The 12,453-nt window shown below is 62.0% G+C and carries 7 protein-coding genes; 1 reads left to right on the top strand and 6 read right to left on the bottom strand.

What is annotated here, in order from left to right; translation table 11 throughout:
• Positions 1–52 precede the first annotated feature (52 nt).
• From X742_RS153135 to X742_RS1000000171530, 5 genes are read right to left on the bottom strand one after another with little or no spacing between them, the layout of a single operon-like run.
• Complete coding sequence (locus X742_RS153135; RefSeq protein ID WP_023772744.1) at positions 53–1,006, bottom strand: hypothetical protein; 954 nt, start codon at positions 1,004–1,006, stop codon at positions 53–55.
• Complete coding sequence (locus tag X742_RS153130) at positions 1,003–3,723, bottom strand: virulence factor SrfC family protein (protein WP_245275560.1); 2,721 nt, start codon at positions 3,721–3,723, stop codon at positions 1,003–1,005. The genes X742_RS153135 and X742_RS153130 overlap by 4 nt, the downstream gene beginning before the upstream one ends.
• A complete protein-coding gene (locus X742_RS153125) occupies positions 3,720–6,845 on the bottom strand; it encodes a virulence factor SrfB (RefSeq protein WP_031248018.1) in 3,126 nt (1,041 codons plus the stop codon). The genes X742_RS153130 and X742_RS153125 overlap by 4 nt, the downstream gene beginning before the upstream one ends.
• A 37-nt stretch (positions 6,846–6,882) precedes the next feature.
• A complete protein-coding gene (locus tag X742_RS153120; protein ID WP_023772747.1) occupies positions 6,883–8,145 on the bottom strand; it encodes a hypothetical protein in 1,263 nt (420 codons plus the stop codon).
• Positions 8,142–9,821 carry a serine protease gene (locus X742_RS1000000171530; RefSeq protein WP_023772748.1) on the bottom strand — a complete coding sequence of 560 codons (1,680 nt, stop codon included), beginning with the start codon at positions 9,819–9,821 and terminating at the stop codon, positions 8,142–8,144. Before X742_RS1000000171530 ends, X742_RS153120 begins: the two co-directional genes overlap by 4 nt.
• Before the next feature lie 446 nt (positions 9,822–10,267).
• On the opposite strand from X742_RS1000000171530, the gene X742_RS153115 reads away from it, so the two are divergent.
• Entirely contained in the window at positions 10,268–11,065 is a 798-nt protein-coding gene (locus tag X742_RS153115; protein ID WP_023772749.1) for a PAN domain-containing protein, read from the top strand.
• Positions 11,066–11,222: 157 nt separating this feature from the next.
• Here X742_RS153115 and X742_RS153110 read toward each other — a convergent pair whose 3' ends face one another.
• On the bottom strand, positions 11,223–11,969 hold the full coding sequence (locus tag X742_RS153110; protein WP_023772750.1) for a hypothetical protein: 747 nt from the start codon (positions 11,967–11,969) through the stop codon (positions 11,223–11,225).
• Positions 11,970–12,453 lie beyond the last annotated feature (484 nt).

The raw sequence follows: 12,453 nt of genomic DNA on the forward strand, positions 1-12,453 counted from the left end.
CCTCTGACGGTTCCATAGGCGGCGAATTGCCGGACCTTGTGATTTTCAATCATTATTCCAGCGTCCCCTCGCAATAAGTGTCCTTCAGGAACCCATTGAATCCAGGGTCTTGAGGAGAACTCGCGCTCTTCGAGCAGAGGGAGCGGAGCAGTTCCCTGGCCGCTGTCTCGCCTTCTACCGACAGCTCGAAATAGGCCCTCGCCGCCCTGTTCGCATCTGGTCGATCTGCTTTGCTGGGATCGAAGGAGCTTGGATCGTACCAGCGCGCAATCTCGAGTTTCGCGTCCTTGTTGCCCCGCTCCATCGCAAGATTGATCGCCTGCAAGCCGATTCCGCCGGCGCCTTCCCGGTATGCCTCGCCGCTTAGGGCGAACAGCTCAACGCCGCTAGTGTCCGTCAGCTTCAGCCTCTCGAAACGCGCGAGCAAAGGCTCGGGGTTGTTGAACCAACCCCTGCTGTCGGCAATGTAGTATCCTCCCCCTGCCAGAAGCAGCGCCAACGGGATCAGTAGGTACAAGAACCGCCTCTTCTTCGGCGGCTGGGCCAAAGGCTGGGGTTTCGGCTCCACCACCCGTGGCAGCTCAACAACCTGTTCGAGGGCCTCTTCGAGCTCCCGTTCTATGGCCTGAGGAATGGGCATCTTGAAAGGGGTCAGTTCCTGGGACCAAGCTCCCGGGCTAGGTGGGATCGGCGGCCAGAAGGCGCTCCCCTCAATGTCATGGCCTTCGACTTCGATCTTCACCTGCAGGTCGACCGGGATCTGGTCGCAGACCTCGGGTCCGACAACCAGCGTGGCCGAATTCGCGCCGCGGCTGACGACCGCTGCCTCTACGGTTGCGGGACGCGCCTGCCATCCGGCGGCGCCAAGATAGGGAGCGTCCTTGGACTTGCGCATGATCGACAGTCGCAACCCCGGAGAGCTGCCTAGTTCCTGCGGGAACGTGATCAGGGCATGCCCGAACAGGCGCGTCTCGTCCTCGCTGACTTTGACCGCAACCTTGTTCATCGAGCAGTCCCAACGGGCGCGCCAAGCAGCGGCGCGGACTCATCGAGCGCGTCCAGTATGGCCCTCAGGCGCTCGTTCTCCTCGACGTTTATAATGATCCCTTCGCCCGAGAGGACGTTGTCAGTAACCACTTGGTGGAAGGCGTACATCCACTCCGAGAGCGCGAGGTAGGAGAAGTTCCGCCGCTCCACCCCAAGCCCGTCGCAGTCTGAAACGCTCGGACGGCGGGCAAAAACCCTGACTTCACCGTTCTCAGTGCCGTCAGGAGCCAGAGGCCGCTTGTTCTCGGGCATCGCGTCGAAGCCAAGCGTGCTGACGAAACGGTTGATGTAGCTCGTGGCAAGAAAGCCAGCCTTCTCGAGCAGGATGTCGGACCTTTCGACTGAACTTCCCGAGAGCTTGGCAAGGTCCCTGGCTATGCGTTCTTCGAGCCCCGACCGCCGCGCGGCAGATGTAAGCTCGGCGACCAACTCGCTTGCGGACTCTTGCCCGAGGCCAATGGCCTGCAACGCATTGTCGTTTCTCGCGAGGGCGAAAAGGCCGTCCGTCCAATGCCTGATGGCTGACCGGGCGAGATAGGCTTCGCGCGGCAGCGCTTTCTGCGAAACCGACTCCCCGGAGGAAACCACGGCCGCGGCCACCTTCTTCTTGCTCCCTGGCAATGGAGGGGCGCCGGGCCGCGGAGGCGCCGGGCGCTTCTTCGCCGCAGCGTCGGTCCGTCCTTCGGAACCTTCCTCCGGCGCGTTCTGCCGCTTGAGGCGGTTGCCGTACTCGATGTGAAGGTGTTCGGAGATTCCGTTCTGCGATATCTGCAGCATCTTCATGGCGGTCCCGAACTGGTCCCGCTCCCAAACCTCGGTGAGGTTTGCGAGAATCTGGTCGGAGACTTCCCGACGCTCGGCTATGCGCTTGTTGATGTCGCTTTCGATGAAGTACGGAGCGAGCACACGGCGGATATCGTGGGCTATGTCCCCGACGCGGCCTCGTATCTGTGAATACTTGATGTCGGGACGACAGATGGCCGCGAGGTTCTCCGCCAGATAGCTTACGCCGCCATCGTTCAGCCTGAGGGCCTCGTCGAAGGCCTTGGCCGGCTCGCGGAAGTGCTGCTGAACTTCACTGACCTGAAGATACGCCTCGCGCAGCGCGGCGACCTTCGCGACCTTGTCGGGCAATATCTCGGTCTCGACGCCGCCTTTGTACTTGATCAGGGACTCTGCCTTGAAGTTCGGGTTGCGCAGCCAGTAAGAGTTGTTGAAAGGCCTGTCCGGCATCCATTCGAACGGCCACTTGTGGGCCTTGCCGAAAAAGCGCGTTAGCGAGGCGCCCAGGCGCGCGCTGAAACGATCCGCCAGGCTCTGTCCTTCCTCGCCCGCCTTTTCGCTGAAGTGCATGTCGAACATCGTCAGCACCAGGAACAGCGCAGTCTCGGTCCGGGCCCGATCGAGCGGGCTTTCCCCGTGCGAGGTTCTGATCCAGTCGTCGATCATGTCGGGAAGGGTCGCGACGTCCTGGTTCGAGGGCTTGATGCACAGCAGCATGCTCGAAAGCTCCTGCTCTGCAACGTAGCGGTCGAAGAGGTAGGCAACCTTGCCCCGGACGAAGAGTTCCTTGAGCGCGTCGGGGTTGCCCTCGATGAAGGCCTGAAGGTCCACCTTCTGCCTGCTGCGAGCGCCCGGGAAGTCCAGGAGGTCTGTGTGCTCGAAGAATGGCCATGGCTGTTCCGATATCGCAATCCGGAGTTCAGCCACCAATGCGGCGATCACGGGTCTCGGCAACGAAACCGTCGATCCTTTCATTGGCCGGATCAGCAGCTCGTCCTGGCCGGATTTTCCGAGCCCCCGCAGCGTCTCGACGTCTATGATGCTGCTTTCCCGGGGAACCAGCGCCTCGACAGGGCAGTAGGCGTCCTTGGCGAACCCAAGGCTCTCAAGGGCGGTGACGAGTTCGACGAAGAGATCGGTAAATTTCTGCAGACCGCCCCATAGCACAGAAAAAAGGTCGCCGCGGTCGGCAATGGAAAGCCGGGAGCCAAGGAAGGCCGCTTCCTCCCAGTAGGCCCCCAGCGTCTCGATGTTCGGCAACCCGGCGAACTGCTTCTCGAAATACTCCTGGAGGTCCCACACGTCCTCCTCGGCCAGGCCATCCGGCGCTGTCTGCGGCATAGCCCGGCTCTTCGCCCTTTCCAGGGTGGACAGGACGGTGTCGGAAGTCAGCGGCGCGCGTTTCTTCGCGTCTCCGTCAAGGAAGAAGCTGTTGCCCAGAACCTTGGCCACGTCCGTTTCGCTCAGCATCCTCAGCACAACGGGCGCGCCGGGCGGACTTGGATCTTCTCGAACCGAAAAGCGGGTGACAAGCCCGGTCGACTCCCGATCGCCACCGGGGTTGATCTCCCGGATGAAATCGACCTCCCGCCCGAGATCGCCGAAGCGGGCCATCAAGGGCGCGCTTCCATTGCGGGCCAGGACGGACACCAGATAAGACTTGCCAGCTTGGCTGGGGCCGAACACCCCGACGCACATGGGGCGGTCTATGGCCAGCATCGCCTTCCGGGTGGCAACGATCGACTTCTTGAGCTGCTGCTCGGCGCCCGAGCGCGTGCTGCCGACCCGCTCCGCGTTTGCTGAGGCTCCGATCCAGACAAGGCCCTCCTGCGCCGATTTCAGCGCCGTGTCGCAGGTCTTCTTCAACTCTTTACGCATGCCTTCAGCTTTCACTGGATGGAGATAATTCCGGTATCGAGCCAGTAGCCGTCGCCCGCCTCGACCGCGAGCGTGTCCAGCTTCAGCTCCATGATGCGCTTGACCGGAGAGCCGTCGGCGTCCTCCGCGTCCTGAACCACGAACTCCTCGCGGGTCGCCTCGCTCGTAAGAAGCGCGATCTCGTTCGCCTCGTCGTCTTCCGGCACCTGCACATTGCGCGCGATCGTGACGCGGACCGGCTTTCGCACGCTCCGCGCCGATCGCGTCTGCGCGGTGGTCAGCTTGTAGAGCGGAGTCGCCACCCAGCGCTCCAGCGGAAGCTGCCTGAAGCCAATGCGAAGCGGGCTGTGGTAGTCGAATTCCGCCTCGGCTTCCGCCGTTGCGGCATCGAGGTCGATGTCCGAGAAAAGCAGGGTTTCGTCCGGCAGCACGGAGCTGCCCTGAAGCCGACCGATGTACCGGGCCGTCGACTTCATCCGGAGGTACTGGGAATAGAGGGTGAAGTTGGTGATCTGCCGTTCCGCGAGCGCGCACAGCATTGCGCCCACGACCGCGGTCGTCTTTGGATCGTCGATGTGCGTGTTGCTGACGCCCCGGAAGGGATACCACGTGCCGACGCGATAGTCCTTGATCGGAATGACGCGGTCAGGCCGGACCGACATCTTGTTCATGAACAGGCTTATCATCTGTGGCAGGCGCATCGGCCGCCCGGTCAGCAGCACCACGTCAGCGTCCAGATGGTTGATCGCTTCCGCGATGTTGTCGAACACGCCGTCGAAGATCGACAGGACGCACTCTTCGACCGCCAGCGGGTCGACTGCTATGTCGCAGTCGGAGACCGTGAACTCTCCGGCTCCCAGAGCCCCTATGCTGTCCTTGAGATATCCGAGGATGCGCGCGTCAACCGGAATGTCGCCTCCGGCCGTCGTTCGTCCCCCGGTCTCGAAGAAACTGCCTGCCTTCCGGATTTCCGTCTTGCGGCTCGTCGCAGGCATCGCTTCGCATTCGGACAGAACCGCGATGGCGATTGGCTGCAGAACCTGCAGAACGAACTGGCGTCGCAGGTGCTTTTCCTGCTCGGACATGTTCGGGTTGTCGCCTGCGAAGCGGTCCTTGAGATAGTTCCGCGCGTTCGGGAGGCCCGCTTGAGCCAGCCCTTCCTCGAGCCTGGGTATGACAAGCCGCTCGATAACCACCTTGAGGAGGTCGTCCCCCGCGATACGGAACCCCTCCCGAAAGTTCTGGTCGGGGAAAAGGGCGACATTGTCGGTTTGAAAATAGGTCGTAACCATGAGGTCGGTGGTGCCGCCGCCCACGTCGACGCTGGCGACGCGCAGGGACCGTTCGAGCTTCTCCTTGGCCTTGGACGGCGGAAGCGCCTTCGGCCTCTCCCTGTCCTTGCCGAGCATGTCGAACAGCGTCCTGATCGACCCGCCCAGCTTGTGCACGGCCTCGCCGTAGAGATAGACCAGATGAACTGAACTCGCCTCGTCCCAGGAGCAGTGGATTTCCGGACGCTGGCTGTTTATGCCGCTGTCGCTGTCGCCCCATCCCGACAGGGACCAGAGAAGCTTGACCGCGGCTTCCGCGCGCGACCGCAGGATGCGCTGCTCCTGGATCGGGGTCGCTGACGGGATCGTCAGGATGATCCTGCGCAGGCGCCGCGGAGAATCTTTGAGTCTTCTCTCCCGGCGGGTGCCGGGGTTGTTCATCATCGACATCGCCTGCGCAATGATTTCGACAAGCATGAACGTGAAGAAGGACGACCTCGAGAAGCAGAAGCGGCTCGCCGTCTGCAGTTCGCTCTCTTTGACTTTCAACCTGAACTGGCGCCTGTCGCTCTCGAGCTGTTCGAGGACGTCGCCGCGGTCGTTTATGAAGCGGTACATGGAGCGCTCGATCAGCGGCTCGGTTCCCGCATGGCCCGCCGAGGCCGAGCGGAACTTCCACTCCTGGAGAACCGGATCGGAACTCCACAGGTACCGCTTCGGCGAAGAAAGCCCCGTGGCCGCCTCGGTGCCTTCCGACTCCCCGCGCAGGCGGGAGGCCTCGGGGCCGATGCGGAGCAGGCTTGGCCAAAAGAATGCCCGCGGTCGGCCTGACCGCCTGGCGATGTCTTCCGCTCCGAATTCCCCGGCCACCAGTTCGCACTGGCTTTCGAACGGATCGCGATAGACGAGTTCGGGCTTGGAAAGGTCGCGCAATTCCAGCACGACGGAGTTGTTGAGGTCCACGTTCACGTCGTCGGGGAACGACTGGATCAGAAGTCCGCACGACCGCGAGTTCCCGATGTCGAGCACCAGGTCGACGTCGACTGGATGGACGTTCCTGTTGTCGCTGACCGTGTCGATGAGGGTGACGCGAACGGGCTTGATCACGCTGGCGAGAAACTGGACGAAGGTTATGTAGCGGGCGAGGTGCTCGAACTGGAAAGGAAAGTCATCGGGCCTCAGCTCCTTGCCTTTCCTCTGAAGCTTCTTGAAGGAGTGGAGGATGTCCCTCAGCCAATCGTCCAGCCATTTCTGGGCGTCCACAGGCCCTTGTCCGGGAACGTCGACCTTATGGGACAGGAACGAGATGACGTCTGGAAGCTGGCTGACGAACCGGAACGATTCTGTCCGCATCGCGTCTTCCGGACAGGGCGCGAGATAGGGACGGTTCGTCTTGCGGGGCGCAAGCGAGCTGTCGAATGCGAAGATTGCCCTGTGCGTTCCCTTCCGGTCGCCATGGGCGTTCCTGGTTTCCGTTACCCTTACCCGGACCCAGTCGGTCGGGCCCTGTGCGTAAATTTCGTTGCCCAGCGAGTCCTTTCCGGGTTCGATCTTGAAGAACGGCACCGGAACCCAGCGGTCGAGGAAGGTCTCGAGCGCCCTCGACTTCGCGATGTCGTATACCACGTCGTCGCCTCTCGGGGGATACGGCGGCTGGTCCGAGTCGGGGTCGTCATCGTTCCAGTTCGGAAGCAGGCGGATCAGCGTCTTTCCATCCGACCCCGTTTCGCCCGGCGACACACGCTCGATGAACGACCTCGTAAGGCGCGGCGAAGCGTCGAAGTCAAACCCGAACTCGACGAACTGGATGCCGCTGTCCGGCACCAGCGTGAAGCCGTCGCTGAAATCGGCGAGGTTGGTCAGCATCGATTCGTCCTGTCAGGCTGGTGGCGGCTTGCTGCAGTCATGGAACATTGAACTCCGTGACTTTCATCTGCGTCGCGTCGTGAGACTCTTCAGTCACGCTGCCCGGGTAGCTTTGCGTGGCGTCACCCTTCTTGAGGATGACGTTGAAATCCGTCCGCCGGGCAGGATCTCCGCGCTTGTTGAACATTCTCAGGTAGACCTCGTAGTGTCCGGGCGGTGGCTTGCTCGCCCACGTTATGTGTTCGACCGGCTTGGTGCTCTCTCCATTGAGATTCATGTCGATGTCGTGCACGCCCCCGCATTTCGGCTGTCCGTCCAGAAGCACCATTCCGCCGTCCGGGCACTTCACGAAGAGGTCCAGGTCGGTCCGGTTGTTCCAGATGAGCGTCACCTGCGTCTGGCCTTCCGCACCGCCTGCGTTTTCGACGCGATTGTCTGCTTCCTGCGCTGGGTCAGTCTGCTCGGCCCTTGGCGTCGGAGCGGGGGGCTGGCACGAGTTCAGGTGCCGCCGCAGCTGCTCCTCGATGACAGCTTCTTCCGACATGAGTTCCCGCGTGCGCAAGCTGCTATGGTCGACAGTCGGCTGCGGCGCCGCAAGGGCGCAGTAAGCGCCTCCGCCCTTTCCAAATGCGGTGACTCCGAACGGAAGGACCAAGCCGCAAGCGGGGAGCAGCAGCCACGCGGTCGCCCCCGCGAGTGCTACGGGAACAAGCCAAAGAAGCCTGCGGGCGACCGACTGCCACCAGGCAGGTCCAGCAGATCGCACGGGCCGCTCCGTTGCTGTGTCCGCAACAGAAGCCGTCGGCGGGCGGTCCCGGGCGACTTCAGCAATCTGTCCCTTGCCGCTGGTTTCCGCGTCATGTTTTTCGTAACCCCATGCCGTAAGGACGAGCACTCCGTCGCTCCCGTCGGAGCCGCCGGAAACCCATACGTTCTCGTCGTCGGGGAATGTCACCGCGTTGCGCAGCGCAGTAGCCGTCGAGCGGGCTGCCGGGTCGGTGCGAGCCTCATGCGCGGCGGCCGCACGAAGAACTGCGCGGACGGATTGGTCGAGCCGCGCCTTGTAGACGGACGCCGTTTCGGGCGGGAGATCCGTCAGCCGGACAAGAGGCTCGTCGCGCTCGGTATACCAGTCGATCCCAGAGCCGTCCTTGCGCGGTACCGGTTCGGCCAGCTCGAGCCCGATGCCCCCGGGGAATTCCCGTCCGAGCACGGCTTGAAGCCTATGGACCGAGCGCTCCGCGGTCGACCCGAGGGAACGCATCAGGCTGAGGGTCGTGGTGGCGACGAACTGGCTCATTTGACAGGGCCTTCCGTTGGCCCTGCGGCCGCGGCTATTCCCGTGGCCGGATTACACGGCTGATCGGCGACGGCCACCGTCACGCCGTTGGCTGACAGGAACCGGATGGCGTCGCTCGCGCCGAGGGAGAAGTTCAGCTTCTGAACATTCTCCCCGTCGAGGACTATGAAGGTGTTGACTCCGACCGCCCGGCCGCAGGCGTCCGAAAGGGGACCTCCGCTGTTGCCGGGGGAAATGTTCGCGGAATGGGTAATGACCTTTGCCGCCCCGCCCTGAGGCATGGCCATGACGTTGCCCTGCGTGACGACCATCTCAAGATTGGCAAGCCCCGTGGTGTCGCCATTGAGGATCGCTCGATAAGTGCTGTCCATCGACATCACGAAGGACGGAAAGCCCCCCGCGATGACGCTGTCCAGCCTCGCGATTTCCGTGGAAAGGTGCAGGGGCCTCACAGTGCTGGGGGCATCATCCACCCGAAGGAGGGCAAAGTCCGGATTTCCAGTCTCGCTGCTTGCGGATCTTGCAACGACACGGGCGGGAACCGCACCCCCGAGTGCCTTGCTGGCGACGAATACCGTCTCCCCGGCGCCCTCGACAACGTGGTTGTTGGTGAGGATTTCCCTCTGGCTCACGAAGAACCCGCTTCCAGTGCTGAGCGAGTCCGCCGAGGGTGCGAGCACGAGGACCGTGGCCGAGTCCAGGGCGGCGAGAAGCGAATGCGGTGAGCCAGGGGCAGGCGCCTGCCCGCCGGCGGCTCCTGACGCGCCATTTTCTGTTCCACCGCCGGACTCATGGAGCGGCGGACCGAGAACAGATGAATCTGCCTCGCATGCAGCCTTTGCGAGCTCCCTTTTCATTTTGCCGATTCGCTCTTCAAGGCTCCGGTTGACCTCCTCGTTGTTCACGAGTGGAGCTGTCGGTGGCGGCGGGAGCGCTTCCGGATAAACGAGGTTGCCCGGCCATGCCGCGTAGATCAGGCAGGCGGCGAACACCAACGAAAGGGCAGCTATGGGCCAAAGCCAAGACTGTTTGTGTCGAGCTGGCGCCGTTGATTGAGCCTCTTGCGTGGATGCTGCGGTGGCCTCGGGCGCAGTCACGCGCCGCGGGGGAGACAGTCCGGCAGTGGCGAAACCTCCCAGGGCAGCCCACGCCTGACCAGGCACCCGGGGCGACATGCCGCTTGGAAGGTAGGGGCCAATTGTCTTCTCGCTGTGCCGCACGAATGCGGCGCGGGAGGAGCGGGCTTCCTCCGGCAGCACTCCCCAATTCGTGAGGACGGCGTTCTCACCGACGGCGACGATCGAGGCTTCGTCCGCGACATTGAGCATCGCCCCAACGGTCTCGCCGATTTCCCGGTCCGCCAGGGCTGGTCGAAGCGCCTCGATCCGCGCGGCCAAGTTCGACTCGATCCGCGACCGTTTTCCCCGATCGAGTTCGCCCAGCTGCTTCGGCTCGTCGTCGAAGCTGCTGAACCACGCCACGACCAGGCGGCCGCCCTCCTGCTCCTTGCCGTTCGGTTCCGCGAACAGCCGCGAGGTGTTGTCCCCGCACAGTTCATCTATGCGGGCGAATGCCGTTTCGCAGTCGCGCCATAGCGGTTTCCCTGCGACAGCCAACACGTCCACGGCACGCGCGGACGTTGAACGAACGAAGTGGACATTGCCCCCCCGAGCCATTAGGCACCTTCCCCTTGCCGCAATAAATCGTTAACCATGCGGCGTCCCCGGCCGCATATTTCGACGTAAAAAACGCAGTGTCAACGAGCCCTCAAGTAGATTCGACTCAGATGCTTAACCTGTAGCGGGCTCGCAGCCTATTTCACGTCTTGGCGACAGTTTCTATCTTGATTCCAATTTCGCGGTGCGCATCCCCCATTTAGGGCTGGAAATGCAAATTCTGGAGAATTACGGTCGCGCCGGGCTGGTATTGCCGAGCCCAAAAAGGGGCATTGCCTACGGCAAAGAAAAATGGGGCAACAGGAAAGATCGCGACCTGTCATGAGAATCCTGGCTGGCCGTCTAGTTCGACCCTTCACGTCGCCAGTCATGACATCAAGCCGGCGAACTTCGCTGACTTGGCGATCAAGTCCACTTGAAACAGAATAACAGCGGCCGGGGGAAACATGTTTGCGCATCTTTTTCGCTGCGGATTCCAAGAGTTCGTGCTCGGAGTCGCCGGGTCGTCTCTGGCAGCTCTCGTCCTTCTAGTCGGCATTCAACCGATCGGCGCGCAAACCACGGCAGTGTTCTTCGACTATCCCGGGACCTCACTGAACGGGTTCGTCAGCGCGCAGGTCATCGCACCCTTGGAGGCGTGTCGTTCCCTTTGCACCTCGCGTTCGGGCTGCGTTGGGTTTGACCACTCGACCGAGGGCGGCGTTTGTCGGCTTTTGGCGAGCGTAGGCTCCGCCAGCCAAAATCGGCTTTCGACGGCAGCCACGCGGAACCTGATCGCCGGCTATCGTCCTCCCTCAAACCCACCCGAGGCGCCTTCCGCCGTCCAGCCGAAACCCGCAGTTGTGCGCTCGGAGCCGCCAGACATCAGTGGCCGCAAGGTGAGTTATCGATCGATTCCCGGCGATCCGAGGCCGATAGGCTGGGTCTATATCAATGTCTGCAGCGGAGCCCCGGTCGATGCGGCCTCACTTCGCAGTTCCATCAACGGATATGTTTTTGAATCGTTGCGCGTCATTCCGGGCAGAATTGAACAGTTTGACAGGAATACCACACCGCAATGTGCGCTGGTGCCCAAGGCCGTTGGCTATGCCTCGCCGAGCGCCGAGGAATGGAGAATTGGAGCGGTGCTGGAGGAGATGCGTCCGATCCTTCGTGCTGCAGGAGTGGGAACGCGCGCGGACGGTCTATTGCCCATGCAAGGTTCTGACCGCTACCGCATCGATATATGGCTTAGTCACGAGTGAATGCCTCGGCTTCACTGCGGGACTGGCAGCGCGGCGAAACCGAACCGAATGCCGTTGGGATAAGCGAAAATATCGTGATCGGGATGTCCCAAGACCCTTCGACGCTAATATGCGAAGGTAAGCCCCACCAGATGGACACTTCAACGGCTCGATCGTATCAGCAGCCATCGAGTGCTTTTATGCCTTCGATGTAGTCCTTGCCGCCCTCATTCACTGTCCTCACTTCGGAGCGGCCAGTGCATGTCGTCGCACCCTTCCTGAACGCATAGCTGACGAAGAACAAGTCTTCTGCCTTCGCTTGGATGCCGAGAAGCTTAAGCGGCGCCTGCATCCCTCCGTAGAAGCCACTCAGGGCGGCTGCGGAGAGAGGACCCTTGGCGCTCTTTTCTGGAACTACAAACCGCGCCGCCTCCTTGCCGTCCCCAGTGCCGAGGGCCAGATAAAACGCCCGCACGACAGTCGCGGCAGTGCCGTATTGTTCAGTGATGTCCTCTTCAGGCGCGATGCTCCCGACAACGGCCATGAGCGGGGCTCGGTGATTTGCGTTATTTGCAGCCCATCGATCAACGACGCCGACAGTCACGCGGCGTCCGATCAACGATGCCATGGCGCTTTCCATACCGCCCACCGGCACGACGTGAACCTCGCGGAAACTGGATGCGGGATCAGCAAAGTCCGCGCCCTCAAGGCAGATGTCGGCATCCAGTTCCAGTAGGTAAGTCGGCTCGGGCTGATCTCCTGCCTGCACGTCTTTGTAGTTCGGCGGCCCGGGAAGTATCCGACGATCGAGTTGGCCGCTCAGCTGCGATGGCTGCCCTTTTGAGATGTCGTAGCAGGCGGCCTGCGCTCCGCTGACCGCAACGATACCGTAGAAAACCAATGCGGTTGCCCCAAGATATTTCATAGTTCGCTCCCAACAAAGCCAACGCCATATGGCATTCATTCATGGCGTCGTTCAACCGATACATGACCGAGTGTTTTTAACCCTCGTTCTTTGCAAGATCGTCGCCAAATGCTCGATGCGCATCATAACCTCGCCGCGTGACGGCTGGTTCGGCGAACGCCAGGCAAGAGTCGGGCAGCATGTGCGCGCAGGCACTGTTGGTCGCCGTCGTGCCTCGGAGCGTCTGGGTCGTGGCCAATTTTCAAGGAGACACAGATTGCCGCGTTGTGCATTGGCGACAGGATTGCAGTATCAGTCGATGCCGTCCCCGGGAGGGGCGCATTGAGAGCTTGTCGCCAGCCAGCGGGGCACAGTTTGCACTCCTACCGGCAGACAACGCGACCCGCAATTTGTTCAACGCATACCAGTTAAGATTACCTTAGATCAGGGGAAACCAGGCCTCGATTGCTTGCGACCTGGTATGTCAGCTTTCGTGGCACTGTCA

Source organism: Mesorhizobium sp. LNHC229A00 (genome assembly GCF_000502415.1).
Taxonomy (GTDB): domain Bacteria; phylum Pseudomonadota; class Alphaproteobacteria; order Rhizobiales; family Rhizobiaceae; genus Mesorhizobium.

Bases quoted from the DNA above. Each gene is read 5' to 3' on its own strand.
- X742_RS153135 (WP_023772744.1), bottom strand. From the start codon at position 1,006: ATGAACAAGGTTGCGGTCAAAGTCAGCGAGGACGAGACGCGCCTGTTC.
- X742_RS153125 (WP_031248018.1), bottom strand. From the start codon at position 6,845: ATGCTGACCAACCTCGCCGATTTCAGCGACGGCTTCACGCTGGTGCCG.
- X742_RS153120 (WP_023772747.1), bottom strand. From the start codon at position 8,145: ATGAGCCAGTTCGTCGCCACCACGACCCTCAGCCTGATGCGTTCCCTC.
- X742_RS1000000171530 (WP_023772748.1), bottom strand. From the start codon at position 9,821: ATGGCTCGGGGGGGCAATGTCCACTTCGTTCGTTCAACGTCCGCGCGT.
- X742_RS153115 (WP_023772749.1), top strand. From the start codon at position 10,268: ATGTTTGCGCATCTTTTTCGCTGCGGATTCCAAGAGTTCGTGCTCGGA.
- X742_RS153110 (WP_023772750.1), bottom strand. From the start codon at position 11,969: ATGAAATATCTTGGGGCAACCGCATTGGTTTTCTACGGTATCGTTGCG.